Annotated in this window: 16 protein-coding genes and 1 pseudogene; 9 read left to right on the top strand and 8 right to left on the bottom strand. The window is 58.4% G+C overall.

Going from position 1 to position 16,226, the window contains the following annotated elements; genetic code table 11:
- Positions 1-76 precede the first annotated feature (76 nt).
- Both fadD and rnd read left to right on the top strand, forming a co-directional pair.
- Complete coding sequence (gene fadD, locus ACLEXF_RS07080) at positions 77-1,762, top strand: long-chain-fatty-acid--CoA ligase FadD (protein ID WP_025999236.1); 1,686 nt, start codon at positions 77-79, stop codon at positions 1,760-1,762.
- An 81-nt stretch (positions 1,763-1,843) separates the two neighbouring features.
- A complete protein-coding gene (rnd, locus tag ACLEXF_RS07075) occupies positions 1,844-2,959 on the top strand; it encodes a ribonuclease D (RefSeq protein WP_072500816.1) in 1,116 nt (371 codons plus the stop codon).
- Positions 2,960-3,036: 77 nt separating this feature from the next.
- Here the strand turns inward: rnd and minE are convergent, their stop codons facing one another.
- The 3 genes from minE to minC are packed head-to-tail and all read right to left on the bottom strand — an operon-like array spanning position 3,037 to position 4,844.
- Positions 3,037-3,306 carry a cell division topological specificity factor MinE gene (gene minE / locus ACLEXF_RS07070; RefSeq protein ID WP_004103270.1) on the bottom strand — a complete coding sequence of 90 codons (270 nt, stop codon included), beginning with the start codon at positions 3,304-3,306 and terminating at the stop codon, positions 3,037-3,039.
- A gap of 3 nt (positions 3,307-3,309) precedes the next feature.
- Positions 3,310-4,122, bottom strand: a complete 813-nt coding sequence (gene minD, locus ACLEXF_RS07065; protein ID WP_002910900.1) for a septum site-determining protein MinD — start codon at positions 4,120-4,122, stop codon at positions 3,310-3,312.
- Between the two features lie 23 nt (positions 4,123-4,145).
- Positions 4,146-4,844, bottom strand: coding sequence for a septum site-determining protein MinC (gene minC, locus ACLEXF_RS07060; protein ID WP_004203323.1), 699 nt, complete (start codon positions 4,842-4,844; stop codon positions 4,146-4,148).
- A 126-nt stretch (positions 4,845-4,970) separates the two neighbouring features.
- Here minC and ACLEXF_RS07055 point away from each other — a divergent pair, with 126 nt between their 5' ends.
- From ACLEXF_RS07055 to ACLEXF_RS07045, 3 genes are all read left to right on the top strand, one after another.
- Positions 4,971-5,252, top strand: a complete 282-nt coding sequence (locus ACLEXF_RS07055; RefSeq protein ID WP_004203320.1) for a YcgL domain-containing protein — start codon at positions 4,971-4,973, stop codon at positions 5,250-5,252.
- Between the two features lie 16 nt (positions 5,253-5,268).
- Positions 5,269-5,928 (top strand): fumarylacetoacetate hydrolase family protein, encoded by a 660-nt coding sequence (locus tag ACLEXF_RS07050; protein ID WP_017900198.1) that lies wholly within the window; start codon positions 5,269-5,271, stop codon positions 5,926-5,928.
- Positions 5,929-6,022: 94 nt separating this feature from the next.
- Complete coding sequence (locus tag ACLEXF_RS07045) at positions 6,023-6,469, top strand: YcgN family cysteine cluster protein (RefSeq protein WP_423265749.1); 447 nt, start codon at positions 6,023-6,025, stop codon at positions 6,467-6,469.
- A 5-nt stretch (positions 6,470-6,474) separates the two neighbouring features.
- Here ACLEXF_RS07045 and ACLEXF_RS07040 read toward each other — a convergent pair whose 3' ends face one another.
- The 3 genes from ACLEXF_RS07040 to nhaB form a co-directional block, all read right to left on the bottom strand.
- A complete protein-coding gene (locus ACLEXF_RS07040) occupies positions 6,475-6,819 on the bottom strand; it encodes a DUF1971 domain-containing protein (protein WP_407259717.1) in 345 nt (114 codons plus the stop codon).
- A 148-nt stretch (positions 6,820-6,967) separates the two neighbouring features.
- Positions 6,968-7,498: a disulfide bond formation protein DsbB gene (gene dsbB, locus ACLEXF_RS07035; RefSeq protein WP_004203315.1), complete on the bottom strand. Its 531-nt coding sequence runs from the start codon at positions 7,496-7,498 to the stop codon at positions 6,968-6,970.
- 128 nt (positions 7,499-7,626) lie between these two features.
- Complete coding sequence (gene nhaB / locus ACLEXF_RS07030; protein ID WP_004203313.1) at positions 7,627-9,177, bottom strand: sodium/proton antiporter NhaB; 1,551 nt, start codon at positions 9,175-9,177, stop codon at positions 7,627-7,629.
- Between the two features lie 248 nt (positions 9,178-9,425).
- Here nhaB and fadR point away from each other — a divergent pair, with 248 nt between their 5' ends.
- Positions 9,426-10,145 carry a fatty acid metabolism transcriptional regulator FadR gene (gene fadR, locus ACLEXF_RS07025; protein WP_004203311.1) on the top strand — a complete coding sequence of 240 codons (720 nt, stop codon included), beginning with the start codon at positions 9,426-9,428 and terminating at the stop codon, positions 10,143-10,145.
- Positions 10,146-10,218: 73 nt separating this feature from the next.
- On the opposite strand, the gene ACLEXF_RS07020 is transcribed toward fadR, so the two are convergent.
- Entirely contained in the window at positions 10,219-11,751 is a 1,533-nt protein-coding gene (locus ACLEXF_RS07020; protein WP_004203310.1) for a SpoVR family protein, read from the bottom strand.
- Between the two features lie 76 nt (positions 11,752-11,827).
- Between ACLEXF_RS07020 and ACLEXF_RS07015 the strand changes: the two are divergent.
- The 3 genes and pseudogenes from ACLEXF_RS07015 (at position 11,828) to dadX (ending at position 14,451) form a co-directional block, all read left to right on the top strand.
- A pseudogene (locus ACLEXF_RS07015) lies at positions 11,828-11,974 on the top strand (hypothetical protein).
- Between the two features lie 98 nt (positions 11,975-12,072).
- Entirely contained in the window at positions 12,073-13,371 is a 1,299-nt protein-coding gene (locus ACLEXF_RS07010) for a D-amino acid dehydrogenase (protein WP_023318600.1), read from the top strand.
- A gap of 9 nt (positions 13,372-13,380) precedes the next feature.
- Complete coding sequence (gene dadX / locus ACLEXF_RS07005; RefSeq protein ID WP_130943887.1) at positions 13,381-14,451, top strand: catabolic alanine racemase DadX; 1,071 nt, start codon at positions 13,381-13,383, stop codon at positions 14,449-14,451.
- A gap of 16 nt (positions 14,452-14,467) precedes the next feature.
- On the opposite strand, the gene ACLEXF_RS07000 is transcribed toward dadX, so the two are convergent.
- Positions 14,468-16,201: a potassium/proton antiporter gene (locus tag ACLEXF_RS07000; protein WP_004203303.1), complete on the bottom strand. Its 1,734-nt coding sequence runs from the start codon at positions 16,199-16,201 to the stop codon at positions 14,468-14,470.
- Between the last annotated feature and the right edge of the window lie 25 nt (positions 16,202-16,226).

Here is a 16,226-nt window from a genome sequence, read left to right as displayed (position 1 = left end):
GAGTTAATATAATGTTAACAAAATGTATTTTCCAGGGGCTGTGATGACGACGAATAACTATTTCAGAGGTGATGCAGTGAAAAAGGTTTGGCTAAACCGTTATCCCGCAGATGTTCCGGCGGAGATAAATCCTGACCGCTATCAATCCCTGGTTGAACTGTTTGAACATGCCACCACCCGCTACGCCGACCAACCGGCGTTTATCAATATGGGTGAAGTGATGACCTATCGTAAGCTGGAAGAGCGCAGTCGCGCCTTCGCCGCTTACCTTCAGGAGGGCTTAGGACTACAGAAGGGCGACCGGGTGGCCCTGATGATGCCTAACCTGCTGCAGTATCCGGTGGCCCTGTTTGGCATCCTGCGCGCCGGGATGATCGTGGTTAACGTCAACCCCTTATATACCCCGCGTGAACTGGAGCATCAGCTCAACGACAGCGGCGCGGCGGCGATCGTCATCGTCTCCAACTTTGCCCATACCCTGGAAAAAGTGGTGGCGAAGACCCAGGTGAAACACGTGATCCTGACGCGCATGGGCGACCAGCTCTCCACCGCCAAAGGCACGCTGGTGAACTTTGTGGTTAAGTACATCAAGCGGCTGGTGCCGAAGTACCATCTACCGGATGCCATCTCGTTTCGCAGCGCGCTGCAGCACGGCTATCGCATGCAGTACGTGAAGCCGGAGATCGTTGCGGAAGATCTGGCGTTTCTACAGTACACCGGGGGCACCACCGGGGTGGCTAAAGGGGCGATGCTGACCCACCGCAACATGCTGGCCAACCTTGAGCAGGTCAATGCCACCTACGGCCCGCTGCTGCATCGCGGCAAAGAGTTTGTGGTCACCGCGCTGCCGCTGTATCACATTTTCGCCCTCACCATGAACTGCCTGCTGTTTATCGAGCTGGGCGGGCAGAATCTGCTGATCACCAACCCGCGCGATATCCCCGGGCTGGTGAAGGAGCTGGCGAAATATCCGTTTACCGCCATGACCGGGGTCAACACCCTGTTCAACGCCTTGCTGAACAACAAAGAGTTCCAGCAGCTTGATTTCTCCTCGCTGCACCTCTCCGCCGGCGGCGGTATGCCGGTGCAGCAGGCGGTGGCTGAGCGCTGGGTGAAACTGACCGGACAATATCTGCTGGAGGGCTACGGCCTGACCGAGTGTTCGCCGCTGGTCAGCGTCAACCCGCACGACATCGACTACCACAGCGGCAGCATTGGCCTGCCGGTGCCCTCCACTGAAGCCAAACTGGTGGACGACGACGATAACGAAGTGGCGCCGGGTCAGCCGGGCGAGCTCTGTATCAAGGGGCCGCAGGTGATGCTGGGCTACTGGCAGCGTCCTGACGCGACGGATGAGATTATTAAAGACGGCTGGTTGCACACCGGGGACATCGCGGTGATGGATGAAGAGGGATTCCTGCGCATCGTTGACCGGAAAAAAGATATGATCCTGGTGTCGGGTTTTAACGTCTATCCGAATGAAATCGAAGATGTGGTCATGCAGCACAGCGGCGTGCTTGAGGTGGCGGCCATCGGCGTGCCGTCCGGCAGCAGCGGCGAAGCGGTGAAGATCTTCGTGGTGAAGAAAGATGCCGCGTTAACCGAAGAAGCGCTGATTACGTTCTGCCGTCGCCATTTGACCGGTTACAAGGTACCGAAGCTGGTGGAATTCCGTGACGAACTGCCGAAATCCAACGTCGGGAAAATTTTGCGGCGAGAACTGCGTGACGAAGCGCGCGCTAAAGTGGACAATAAAGGCTAAGTAACGAATGAGTCGCCAGACGCCGGCTACGCCGGCGTTTTTTATGGGCGCAAGTTAAGAGAGTATGCTTTGAACTATCAGATGATCACCACCGACGATGGCCTGCGCGCTGTCTGCGAAGCGGCAAGCGCCGCCTCCGCCGTCGCTCTGGATACGGAATTTGTCCGTACCCGTACCTATTACCCGCAGCTGGGCCTGCTGCAGCTGTTCGACGGCCGCCAGGTCTCTCTGATCGATCCCTTAACGATTACCGACTGGGCGCCGATGCGCGAGCTGCTGCTCAACCCGGATGTGACCAAATACCTGCATGCCGGCAGCGAAGATTTAGAAGTCTTTCTCAACGCGTTCAACCTGATGCCGCAGCCGCTGATCGACACCCAGATCCTGGCAGCCTTCTGCGGTCGGCCGATGTCCTGGGGATTCGCCTCGATGGTGGAAGAGTATTCCGGGGTTGCGCTGGACAAAAGCGAATCCCGCACCGACTGGCTGGCGCGTCCGCTAACCGAGCGTCAGTGTGAATATGCCGCGGCCGACGTCTGGTACCTGTTGCCGATCGCCAGCCAATTAATGGCGGAGACCGATCGCGCGGGCTGGCTATCGGCGGCACTGGACGAATGCCGCCTGATGCAGCAGCGTCGCCAGGAGGTGGTCGACCCGGCCGAGGCCTGGCGCGATATCGGCAACGCCTGGCAGCTGCGTACCCGCCAGCTGGGCTGCCTGCAGCTGCTGGCGGAGTGGCGCCTGCGCAAAGCGCGGGAGCGCGACCTGGCGGTGAACTTTGTGGTGCGGGAAGAGCATCTGTGGAGCGTGGCACGCTATATGCCCACCAGCCTCGGCGAGCTCGACAGCCTCGGGTTGTCCGGTAGCGAAATTCGCTTCCATGGCAAAACGCTGATTAGCCTGGTCGAGAAAGCACAGGCGCTGCCGGAGTCGGCCCTGCCGGCGCCGCTGCAGAATCTGATCGACATGCCGGGCTACCGCAAAGCCTTTAAAGATATTAAAGCGCTGGTGCAGGAAGTGAGCGCTGAGAAGGGCGTAAGCGCGGAGCTGCTGGCGTCGCGTCGGCAGATCAACCAGCTGTTGAACTGGCACTGGCAGCTGAAAACGCAGGCCGCTGAGCCTGAGCTGATTTCCGGTTGGCGTGGTGAGCTGATGGCCGAACGGCTGAAGAGGCTGTTAAGCGACTATCCGCGCTAGCGGACGGTCTGGTTCAGGCCATAAAAAAACCGGCGGCGCGTGGCGTAGCCGGTTTTTTTTCGGGATGGAACAGCAGGTCAGGGTTTCGACTCTTCCGTTTCGGGTAGGGTCACGTTCAGCTCAAGAATGGAAATATCACCGTCCCGCTGCTCCAGTTGCACGCTGACCATCTCCGGGTCGATCTGCACGTATTTACAGATCACTTCCAGGATATCTTTGCGCAACTGCGGCAGGTAATGCGGCTCCGCGTCCCCGCGGCGGCGCTCGGCGACGATGATTTGCAGGCGTTCTTTCGCAATATTAGCCGTGTTCTTTTTTCGCGAGAGAAAAAAGTCGAGTAAAGCCATAATTTATCCTCCGAACAGGCGTTTGAGGAATCCTTTCTTCTCTTCTTCAATGAAGCGGAAAGGGCGTTCTTCTCCGAGCAGACGTTCAACGGTATCGGCATAGGCTTTGCCTGCGTCCGACGCGGCATCGAGGATCACAGGCTCACCCTGGTTGGATGCGCGCAGGACTGACTGGTCTTCCGGGATCACGCCCACCAGGTTGATGCGCAGAATCTCCAGCACGTCTTCCATGCTCAGCATATCGCCTTTATTGACGCGGCCTGGATTGTAGCGGGTCAGTAGCAGGTGCTCTTTGATCGGCTCTTCGCCATTTTCCGCGCGGCGGGATTTGGAGGCGAGAATGCCAAGGATACGGTCGGAGTCGCGAACGGAGGAGACTTCCGGGTTGGTAGTGATAATGGCTTCGTCAGCGAAATAGAGCGCCATCAGCGCACCGGTTTCAATGCCTGCCGGGGAGTCACAGACGATGAAATCGAACTCCATCTTCTTCAGTTCTTCGAGAACTTTGTCGACGCCTTCGCGGGTCAGGGCGTCTTTATCCCGGGTCTGGGACGCCGGAAGAATGTAGAGGTTTTCCGTGCGCTTATCTTTGATCAGCGCCTGGTTCAATGTGGCATCGCCCTGGATGACGTTGACGAAATCATAAACGACGCGACGTTCGCAGCCCATAATCAGGTCGAGGTTACGCAGGCCGATGTCGAAGTCGATAACGACGGTTTTCTTTCCCTTCTGGGCCAAACCTGTAGCGATGGCCGCGCTGGAGGTGGTCTTGCCAACGCCCCCTTTACCCGAAGTCACAACAATAATGCGTGCCATAGAAATTCCTTGTTAAAAAGGGATTAATTTAACGGTTGAATTGTCAAAGCGCTTTCGCCTAAACGCAGGCGTGCCGCTTTGCCATAAAATTCGGCCGGGATGTTATCGCTCAGCCAATATTCCCCGGCGATGGAGACCAGCTCCGCCGCAAGGTGGGTACAAAATATCTGGGCGTCTCTGTCGCCACCGGCGCCTGCCAATGCGCGTCCTCGCATCATGCCATATACATGGATATTGCCGTCAGCGATAAGTTCCGCACCGGCACTCACATGATTTGTAACAATAAGATCACAGTGTGGCGCATAAATGCGCTGACCGGAACGTACCGGCTGATCAATCAAACGCGTTTTTGTGATCTGACTAGCAACTGGCGGCGGCGGGGCGGGTTCGGACGGTGCCGGACGAGGGGCTTTTTCTTTCCCTTCGGTTAATAACGGGATCCCGGCGCGGTCGATTTCGGTTTTCAGGCGCGGGATTTTGCATCCGCTGACGCCCATAATGCGTAAACCGGTCGCGGCGATAGCCTCGTTGACGGCGCGCCATTCAACACTCTCCTCGACGCTGGCGATATTCACCACCACCGGAGCATGGCGTAAAAAGGCGGGAGCCTGGGCGATTTTGTCTTCTAACGCCTGACGAATAACCTCGGGATTTGCATCGTGCAAATGAACGACAGATAACGTGAAGCTACTGCCTTTAAGTTCGATTGGCGTATTTGACATCCTGGCCTTACTCAATTTGCTGTTTATCGACCGCCGAAGTGCGGTGATATTCCGAAGACTAAAAGGCATGTTATAGTCACTGATATATTGAGGCAAGTGACCACGGGTCTAATTCCGAGTAAAACTATGTTTTGTGTGATCTATCGAAGTACTAAACGTGAACAAACCTATTTATACGTCGAAAAAAAGGACGATTTCTCACGCGTTCCTGACGAGCTCATGCGCGGTTTCGGCACGCCGCAAATGGCGATGCTGCTGCCGCTGGATGGGCGCAAAAAACTGGTTAACGCCGACCTTGAAAAAGTGAAACAGGCGCTAAGCGAACAGGGCTATTACCTGCAACTTCCTCCGCCATCTGAAAATCTACTAAAGAAACACCTGGCGGAACAGGGGAAACAATCCGATTAACCCACGAGGGAAAATAATGTACCAACATCATAACTGGCAGGGAGCGCTCCTGGATTATCCGGTGAGCAAAGTGGTTTGCGTCGGCAGCAATTATGCAAAGCACATCAAGGAAATGGGCAGTGCGACGCCGGAAGAGCCGGTGCTGTTTATTAAACCTGAGAGCGCGCTGTGCGATCTCCGTCAGCCGTTGGTGCTTCCTGAGGGGCTGGGTTCGGTGCATCATGAAGTGGAGCTGGCGGTGCTGATCGGCGGTACGCTGCGTCAGGCGACGGAAGAGCATGTGCTGAAAGGGATTGCCGGCTATGGCGTCGCGCTGGATCTCACCCTGCGCGACCTGCAAGCTAAAATGAAAAAGGCCGGGCAGCCGTGGGAGAAGGCCAAAGGCTTCGATAACGCCTGTCCGATTTCCGGCTTTATTCCGGCGGCCGAGTTCCACGGCGACCCGCAGAATACGCCGTTAAGTCTGAAGATTAACGGCGAAGTGCGCCAGCAGGGCACTACCGCCGACATGATCCATAAGATTGTGCCGCTGATCGCCTATATGTCGCGCTTCTTTACCCTCAAAGCCGGCGACGTGATCCTCACCGGCACCCCGGAAGGGGTGGGACCGCTGCACAGCGGCGACGAGCTGCAGGTCGGTTTCAACGGCCTGTCGCTCACCACCCGCGTACTGTAAGCGCGGTTTGCCGCCTTTTGGGGCGGCAAAACTTGCATCGTCGTGCCAGACTGGTTATAAGGTGCACCCTTAACTGGCAACGACGGACATTCCGATGAGCGAACAACCTTTCTGGCAACAAAAAACCCTGGATGACATGACCGACGCGGAGTGGGAATCGCTGTGCGACGGCTGCGGCCAGTGCTGCCTGCATAAGCTGATGGATGAAGATACCGATGAGATCTACTTCACCAACGTCGCCTGCCGTCAGCTCAATATCAAAACCTGCCAGTGCCGTAACTACGAGCGTCGCTTCGAATATGAGCCGGACTGCATCAAGCTCACTCGTGAAAATCTGCCGACCTTCGAATGGCTGCCGCCGACCTGCGCCTATCGCCTGCTGGCGGAAAGCAAACCTCTGCCGGCCTGGCACCCGCTGCTGACCGGCTCAAAAGCGGCGATGCACGGCGAACGCATCTCCGTCCGCCATATAGCGGTGCCCGAGTCCACCGTTGTCGACTGGCAGGACCATATCCTCAATCTGCCTGACAGGGCGCGGTAAGCCCGTCACGCTTTCTTCGCGTGAAACAGCCCGTTTTCACCGTCGGTTTCTTCCGCCACCCAGAAGTGAATATTGAAGCGGGCATCGTCGCTGAGTTCGACGCGGTGCCAGTACTGCGGCGGACTGGTGGCAAACTGCCCGGCATGAATCACGACTTTATTCTCCGGCTCCGTCGCCTGTTCATTGGCAAAACCGTAATAGGTGACCGTACCTTCCATGACGCACAACTGACCGAAGACACCGGCCGCGGTGTTGTGGTGGCTCAGCAGGGCGGCGGGGACGTTCTCTTTGGTAAAGAACGGCGTGGAGCGTTTAACTTTCCAGTCTGCGGGGATCAGTAATGATGACATGTGAGCTCCTGTGGGGTTATAAAAGATGTATTTAATATGCGCCTTTTGGTGTGTGTGGTCAACCACGGACAGGAAACGATTCAGTGATGAACGGCAGGCACAAAAAAACGCCCCGTAGGGCGTTTCAGTGTGCGGTACTCACTGCGGCTTAGCGGCCAAACAGATCGCGCTTTTTCGCTTTAAAAGGCTGAGCAACGATCACCAGGATAGCGACCACCAGATAAGCCGCGAAAATTCCCACCAGCCATTGCGGCATCTCCAGCGACAGGAACTGCCACTGGCGTACCGAACAGTCGCCGGACGCGACAAACACCTGCGGCAACCATTTATCCAGCGGCAGCCAGCTCGGGAAACGGGCGGCGAAATCGCAGGTCTGGAACGGCGATGGGTGCAGCTGAATCATCGTATGTTCCCACGCCAGCTGTAGCCCACGTACCGCGCTGTACAGCCAAATCAGCATGGCGACATAGCGCAGCGGCGTTTTAGGGGCGATAGCGCCCACCAGCCCCGCGCCCATGATGCCAAACAGGGCGCAGCGTTCATAAATGCACATCACGCACGGCTGCAGCAGCATCACGTGCTGGAACCACAGCGCGACGAGTTCGAGAATGAACGCGGTCAATGCCATCAGCAGCCAGGCGCCGCGTCCCCGCGAGCACTGGTTTAAATATTGCAACATAATCATTTCCCTGGAAGATGCTAAATCATGGCAGTGTAAACGAAAACCGTACCGACGCCAGCGGCCCGGCGGAAAATATTACGTAACTGGTTATTGAATCGCCCGGGCGAACCCGGGCGACGCGTGGATCACGGCAGGGTGGGGGTAACCAGCCAGCCGTGAGCCAGCAACCATTCGGTGACCGGCATCAGGGTGAACTCGACGCACAGCAGGCCGACCAGCGTCAGTACGAGGGTGTAGGGCAGGGCCATCCACACCATGCGGCCATAGGAGAGTCGGATAAGCGGCGCCAGCGCGGAAGTCAGCAGGAACAAGAATGCCGCCTGGCCGTTCGGGGTGGCCACTGACGGCAGGTTGGTGCCGGTGTTGATTGCCACCGCCAGCATCTCAAACTGCTTCAGGCTGATGGCGCCATGCTCGAGGGCGGTTTTCGCTTCGTTGATGTAGACCGTGCCGACAAAAACGTTATCCGAGATGGACGACAGCAGGCCGTTAAACAGATAAAACAGCGACAGCTGCGCGTGCGGAGAGGCCTGCAGAACAAACTCGATGACCGGCGTGAACAGCTGCTGGTCGATGATCACCGCCACTACGGCAAAGAACACCGTGAGCAGCGCGGTGAAGGGCAACGCCTCGGTGAACGCCTTGCCAATCGCGTGCTCATCGGTCACCCCGGTAAAGGTGGTGGCGAGGATGATCACCGACAGGCCAATCAGGCCGACCTCAGCCAGGTGAAAAGCGAGGGCGACGATCAACCAAACGCCAATGAGCGCCTGGGCAATCAGCCGTAGCCGCTCCTGACGACTGCGCTGGGCGCGGCTGCGATCGTCAAACTCCTGCAGCACCTTGCGCACCGTCGGCGGCAGCGGTTCGCCGTAGCCAAACAGGCGATACTTTTCCACCAGCAGACAGGTTAACAGACCGCAGACCATCACCGGCAGGGTGACGGGCGCCATGCGGAGAAAGAACTCGCCAAAATGCCAGCCCGCCGCTTTGGCGATAATCAGGTTTTGCGGTTCGCCGACCATGGTCATGACGCCGCCGAGCGCGGTCCCGACGCCGGCGTGCATCATCAGGCTGCGTAGAAAGCCGCGGAACTGCTCCAGCACCTCGCGGTAGTGTTGCTCGATATGGCTGTCGTCGAGCAGGTCGCTATCGTCCGGGCGCGCCGAGGCGACGCGGTGATAGATGCCGTAGAACCCGACGGCGACGCTTATCACCACCGCCACCACCGTCAGCGCATCGAGAAAGGCGGAGAGGAAGGCAGCGGCCAGGCAGAAGGCCAGCGACAGCAGCATCTTGCTGCGGATCCCTAACAGCAGGCGCGTAAAGACAAACAGCAGCAGCTGCTTCATAAAGTAGATGCCCGCCACCATAAACATCAGCAGAAGCAGCACTTCCAGGTTGCTGGCGATCTCTTCCCGCACGTGCGCTGGGCTGGTCATGCCGATCAGCAGCGCCTCGATAGCCAGCAGGCCACCCGGCAGCAGCGGATAGCACTTCAGCGCCATGGCGAGGGTAAAGATAAACTCAACCACCAGCAGCCAGCCGGCGACAAATGGCGCCACGGCGAACACCAGCGGATTGATAATTAAGAAAATGATTAATGCCAGCTTGTACCAGTCAGGCGACTGGCCAAGAAAATTGCGCCACAGCGCGCGGCCATAAGAAATTTCCACGACAGAATCCTTCCCCGTCAATTAGTGCATGATTTTGTGCGTAACTATTGGCAAGAGTACCAGTTGAGCAAAATGAGAAGCAACTTTCTTCGCAGCGCTGCGGCGGTTACGGGAGATAAGGAAAAGCGTAAAGTAAAAACGGAAAATGAAACGGCGATCCCTTTTTAATTCACTTGCGATGCTATCTGCGCTATAGCGGCTCTGGTATGATGAGTGCAATTGCAACAATGTGTAATGGAAATATTATTATGGTCATTAAGGCGCAGAGCCCTGCGGGTTTCGCGGAAGAGTATATCATTGAGAGCATCTGGAATAACCGCTTCCCACCTGGATCGATTCTCCCCGCTGAACGCGAGCTTTCTGAGCTGATCGGTGTCACCCGCACCACGCTGCGCGAAGTGTTGCAGCGTCTGGCGCGTGACGGCTGGTTGACCATTCAGCACGGCAAACCCACCAAAGTGAACAACTTCTGGGAGACCTCCGGGCTGAATATCCTTGAAACGCTGGCGCGTCTCGATCACGACAGCGTCCCGCAGTTGATTGATAACCTTCTCTCCGTGCGCACCAATATTTCCACGATTTTTATTCGCACCGCGTTCCGTCAGCATCCGGATAAAGCGCTGGCGGTGCTGGACAGCGCCCGGGAAGTGGAAGATCACGCCGACGCCTTCGCCGATCTCGATTACAACATTTTCCGCGGTCTGGCTTTCGCCTCCGGCAACCCGATTTATGGCCTGATCCTCAACGGCATGAAGGGGCTATATACCCGCATCGGCCGCCACTACTTCTCCAGCCCGGAAGCGCGCAGCCTGGCGCTGGGCTTTTATCATCAGCTGGCGAAGGTGTGCGAAGGCGGCCTGCACGATCAGGTGTATGAGCTGGTTCGTCGCTACGGCCATGACAGCGGCGAGATCTGGCACCGGATGCAGAAATCGCTGCCCGGCGATTTAGCCATGAATGTGCGTTAAGCCGGCTATTCGCGATCGATAAATAAAATAAGGGGGCCGATGGCCCCCTTCGTCGTTTTAACGTCCCGCAATGCTATAGCGCGTTTGGCCGCGCCGGGCAGCGGTCCAGCAGCTCAATGCTGCCGTCGGCGTTCTGCTGCTCCAGCAGCACATCGAACCCCCACAGACGATGCACATGTTTCAGTACTTCGCGCCGCCCTTTGTCCAGCGGGACGCGGTTGTGCGGCACATAGCGCAACGTCAGCGAGCGGTCGCCGCGCAGGTCAACGTTCCACACCTGGATATTCGGCTCGAGATTGCTGAGGTTATATTGCGCCGAGAGCTTGTTGCGGATTTCGCGATAGCCCTCTTCGTTGTGGATCGCCGAGATCTCGAGATAATTGTTGTGATCGTCGTCGAGCACGGTAAAGAAGCGGAAATCGCGCATGATCTTCGGCGACAGGAACTGGCTGATAAAGCTCTCATCCTTGAAGTCGCGCATGGCGAAATGCAGCGTTTCCAGCCAGTCGGAACCAGCGATATCCGGGAACCAGTACTTGTCCTCTTCGGTAGGCGACTGGCAGATGCGCTTGATGTCCTGGAACATGGCGAACCCCAGCGCGTAGGGGTTAATCCCGCTGTACCACGGACTGTTGTACGGCGGCTGGAACACCACGTTCGTGTGGCTGTGGAGAAACTCCAGCATAAAGCGTTCGGTCACTTTCCCTTCATCATAGAGATGGTTGAGGATGGTATAGTGCCAGAAGGTGGCCCACCCCTCGTTCATCACCTGGGTCTGTTTCTGCGGGTAGAAATACTGGCTGACTTTACGCACGATGCGCAGGATCTCGCGCTGCCACGATTCCAGCAGCGGGGCGTTCTTCTCCATAAAGTACAGCAGGTTCTCCTGCGGTTCGGAAGGGTAGCGGCGGGCGGACTCAATCGCCTTCTCCTCTTCGCGCTTCGGCAGGGTACGCCACAGCATATTCACCTGGCTCTGCAGATACTCTTCCCGGCTTTTCTGCCGCGCCTTCTCCTCCTGCAGCGAGATTTTTTGCGGACGTTTATAGCGGTCGACGCCGTAGTTCATCAGCGCGTGGCAGGAGTCGAGCAGTTTCTCCACTTCGTCGACGCCATAGCGCTCTTCGCACTCGGTAATGTATTTGCGGGCGAAAATCAGGTAGTCGATGATTGAGCTGGCGTCGGTCCAGCTGCGAAACAGGTAATTGTTTTTGAAGAACGAGTTATGCCCGTAGCAGGCGTGCGCCATCACCAGCGCCTGCATGGTGATGGTATTTTCTTCCATCAGATAGGCGATACAGGGATTGGAATTGATGACGATCTCATACGCCAGGCCCTGCTGGCCGTGCTTATAGGCCTGCTCGGTCTCAATGAATTTTTTGCCGAACGACCAGTGCGGATAGTTGATGGGCATGCCGACGCTGGAGTAGGCGTCCATCATCTGTTCGGAAGTAATGACTTCGATCTGGTGCGGGTAGGTGTCAAGACGATAGAGCTTAGCGACCCGGTCCACTTCGGCCAGGTAGGTCTCCAGTAACTCGAACGTCCAGTCGGGTCCATCGCTTAAACGGGTGGTGTCCCTGTTCATGGAGTCAATCGTAGCCATTAGCGCGCCCTCGTTGTTGTTGGTTTTCTCTGAACGGAAAACCTCTAAACAAGCATAGAACACCGCACAGCAAACTGTGTTGTCAGCCAATCGCTTTTCTTCGCGATTTCCCCATCTCAAAGCCGTTTTTTGCGCTTATTTGCAGAATTAAATGCTGGGTAAAAATAAAGCGCAGCATGAGATCGTAAATCTTGCAGCTCAGGACTGGTGCGGTTTGCTGTGAGTTAAGTCACCATAAATAAAGCGTATGTTGAATAATATTTTCAACTGAGTTATCAATTTGTAATTAGATGATTGTTCTTTAACTGTTACGGAGTTGCTATGCGTGTCGTCATACTGGGAAGTGGGGTGGTTGGGGTAGCCAGCGCGTGGTATTTGAGTCAGGCGGGTCATGAGGTGACGGTCATCGACCGTCAGCCCGGTCCGGCAGAGGAGACCAGCGCGGCCAACGCCGGGCAGATATCTCCCGGCTATGCGGCGCCGTGGGCGGCGCCGGGAGTGCCGCTGAAGGCGATCAAATGGATGTTCCAGCGCCATGCGCCGCTGGCGATCGGCCTTGACGGCACATCGTTCCAGCTGAAGTGGATGTGGCAAATGCTGCGCAACTGCGACACCCGCCACTATATGGAGAACAAAGGCCGGATGGTGCGCCTGGCGGAGTACAGCCGCGACTGCCTGAAGGCGCTGCGCGACACCACCGGCATTCAGTATGAAGGGCGTCAGGGCGGAACGCTGCAGCTGTTCCGTACCGCCAAACAGTATGAAAACGCCACCCGCGACATCGCGGTGCTGGAGGACGCCGGCGTGCCCTATCAGCTGCTGGAGGCGAAGCGGCTGGCCGAAGTGGAGCCCGCGCTGGCGGAGGTTAGCCACAAACTGACCGGCGGCCTGCGTCTGCCAAACGATGAAACCGGCGACTGCCAGCTGTTTACCACCCGTCTGGCGGCGATGGCGGAACAGGCCGGGGTCACCTTCCGCTTCAACACCGCGGTGGACGCCCTGCTGCAGGAGGGCGATCGCATTGCCGGGGTGAAATGCGGCGATGAGATTATCAAGGGCGACGCCTATGTCATGGCCTTTGGCTCTTACTCGACGGCGATGCTCAAGGGGCTGGTGGATATTCCGGTCTACCCGCTGAAAGGCTATTCGTTAACCATCCCGATTGCCCAGGAAGACGGCGCGCCGGTTTCCACTATCCTTGATGAGACCTATAAAATCGCCATCACCCGTTTCGATCAGCGCATTCGCGTCGGCGGTATGGCCGAGATCGTCGGTTTTAATAAAGCGCTGCTGCAGCCGCGTCGCGAAACCCTGGAGATGGTGGTGCGCGATCTGTTCCCGCGCGGCGGCCACGTTGAGCAGGCCACATTCTGGACCGGCCTGCGGCCGATGACGCCGGACGGCACGCCGGTGGTCGGGCGCACGGCGTTTAAAAACCTGTGGCTCAACACCGGTCACGGTACCCTCGGCTGGACCATGGCCTGCGGCTCCGGGCAGCTTATCAGCGATTTGATCTCCGGCCGCACGCCGGCGATCCCTTACGACGATCTGGCGGTCGCCCGCTACAGCCCCGGGTTCACCCCGGCGCGTCCGCAGCATCTGCATGGCGCACACAACTAAGGAGCTTGCATGACCCGTCCGGTAGTGGCCAGTATCGACTTGCTGGCCTTGCGGCAGAATTTACAGATAGTGCGTCGCGCGGCCCCCGGGGCGCGCCTGTGGGCGGTGGTCAAAGCAAATGCTTATGGCCATGGCGTGGCGCGGGTATGGAGTGCGTTAAGCGCGGCGGATGGTTTCGCCTTGCTCAACCTGGAAGAGGCGATCCTGCTGCGCGAGCAGGGCTGGAAAGGCCCGATCCTGTTGCTGGAGGGCTTCTTCCATGCCGATGAGCTGGCGGTGCTGGATCAATATCGCTTAACCACCAGCGTCCACAGCAACTGGCAGATTAAGGCGCTGCAGCAGGCGAAGCTGCGCGCGCCGCTGGATATCTATCTCAAGGTGAACAGCGGTATGAACCGGCTGGGCTTTATGCCGGAGCGGGTGCATACCGTCTGGCAGCAGCTGCGGGCGATAAGCAACGTCGGCGAGATGACGCTGATGTCGCACTTCGCGGAGGCGGAGAACCCGCAGGGGATTGTTGAGCCGATGCGCCGGATCGAACAGGCGGCGGAGGGGCTGGATTGCCCACGCTCGCTGGCCAACTCGGCGGCGACGCTCTGGCATCCGGAAGCGCATTTTGACTGGGTTCGTCCCGGGATCGTGCTGTATGGCGCATCGCCCTCCGGGCAGTGGCAGGATATCGCGAACACCGGCCTGAAGCCGGTGATGACCCTGCGCAGCGAAATCATCGCCGTGCAGAACCTGCGCCCCGGCGAAGCGATTGGCTATGGCGGCCTGTATCGCACCACCCAGGAGCAGCGGATCGGCATCGTCGCCTGCGGCTATGCCGACGGCTACCCGCGGGTGGCGCCGAGCGGCACGCCGGTGCTGGTGGACGGCGTACGCACCACCACCGTCGGGCGCGTGTCGATGGATATGTTGGCGGTCGATTTAACGCCCTGTCCGCAGGCCGGGATCGGCGCGCCGGTCGAACTGTGGGGCAAAGAGATTAAAATCGACGACGTGGCGGCCAGCTGCGGCACCGTCGGCTATGAGCTGATGTGCGCCCTGGCGCCGCGGGTGCCGGTTGTGACCCTGTAACCTGTTCCGGGGCGGATCACTCCGCCTCGTCTTCCGCGACCCGTACCCCTACCTTCAGCACGTGATCGTTCTCTTTTTCCGCGACTGTCCATACCATCCCGGCGAACTCCACCTGGTCGCCCACCACTGGCGCGGCGCCCAGCAGCTGCTGCACCACTTCCCCCAGCGACTGCTGATGTTCGCGGAACTCCTCTCCGCCGTCGAGGCCGTAGATTTGCGCCACATCGGCGAAGCGGGCCTCGGCATCAAGTATAAAGTCGCCGAAAAAACGCTGATCGAGCGCCACCGGCGGCGACTGGCTGAACATTTTGCCCAGCGCCGGCAGGTCGTGCTCCCGGCCAATGACGCACAGGATATCGCCTTCCCGCAGGCGGGTGCTGCCGGTGGGGTGCAGCAGGGCATTGTTGCGAAACAGGGCGGCAATCCGCGTCTCCGGCGGCATATGCAGGTCGCGCAGCGCCGCGCCGATGCACCATTTATCGGCGCCCAGCTGGTAGACAAACTGCTCCCACGGGTTTTCCGGGTGAATATCCAGCCCGACGCGGGAGATGGGCCAGCTGACGGGCGGCACCACCACTTTGGCTTTTTTCGCCGCCCACGATAGCGAGGTGCCCTGGAGCAGAAGCGACACCAGCACCACGAAGAAGGCGACATTGAAGAACAGGCGGGCGTTGTCCAGGCCGGCCATCATCGGGAACACCGCGAGAATAATCGGCACTGCGCCGCGCAGGCCGACCCAGCTGATAAATACCCGTTCGCGGAGGTTGAACCCGCGGAACGGCAGCAGACCGGCAAATACCGACAGCGGACGGGCAATGAAAATCATCCACATCGACAGCAACAGCGCCGGGATAGCGATCGGCAGCAGGTCGGAGGGCGTCACCAGCAGGCCCAGCACCAGGAACATGGCGATTTGCGCCAGCCACGCCAGACCGTCGAAGTTCTGCAGGATACCGTGCCGGTTGCGGATAGGCCGGTTGCCCAGCAGAAAGCCGCAGAGATAGACGGCGAGGATACCGCTGCCGTCGAGGGTAGTGGTGACGGCGAAAATCATGATCCCGCCGCTCAGCGCCAGCAGCGGATAGAGCCCGGCGGGCAGCACGATGCGGTTGATCATCTGCAGCAGCAGGTAGCCGCCGCCGAGGCCGATGGCGATCCCGAGACCGAACTGTTGAATGATATGCACGGCGAACATCCAACTGAGGCCGGTCTGGTGCTGCTGGATCATTTCGATCAGGGTGATGGTCAGGAAGACCGCCATCGGGTCGTTACTGCCTGACTCAATCTCCAGCGTCGAGCCGACGCGCTCGTTGAGCCCCTTGCCGCCGAGCAGCGAGAAGACCGCCGCGGCGTCGGTGGAGCCGACAATGGCGCCGATCAGCAGGCCTTCGATCATATCCAGTTTGAACAGCCAGGCCGCCATCATCCCGGTCAGCGCCGATGTGATCAGCACCCCGACCGTCGCCAGCGACAGTGCTGGCCACAGCGCGACGCGAAAGGAGCTGGCCTGGGTGCGCATCCCGCCGTCCAGCAGGATCACCGCCAGCGCCAGGTTACTCACCATGTAGGCGAAGGGGTAGTTGTCGAAGGGGATGCCGCCGATGCCGTCAATGCCTGCCAGCATCCCGATGGCCAGAAAGATGACCAGAATCGGGATGCCAAGGCGCGAAGAAAAGGAGCTCAATAAGATACTGCAGGTTACTAAAACAGAACCCAGAATAAACAGACTAATGACCGCAGCGGCGTCCAATGTTCACGTACTCCCTGACTGGCGT

Source organism: Klebsiella pneumoniae complex sp. WS1778 (genome assembly GCF_049472055.1).
GTDB classification, from domain to species: Bacteria; Pseudomonadota; Gammaproteobacteria; order Enterobacterales; family Enterobacteriaceae; genus Klebsiella; species Klebsiella quasipneumoniae.
Note: the sequence above shows the minus strand (reverse complement) of the source record. Positions and strands in the feature narration are given on the sequence as shown.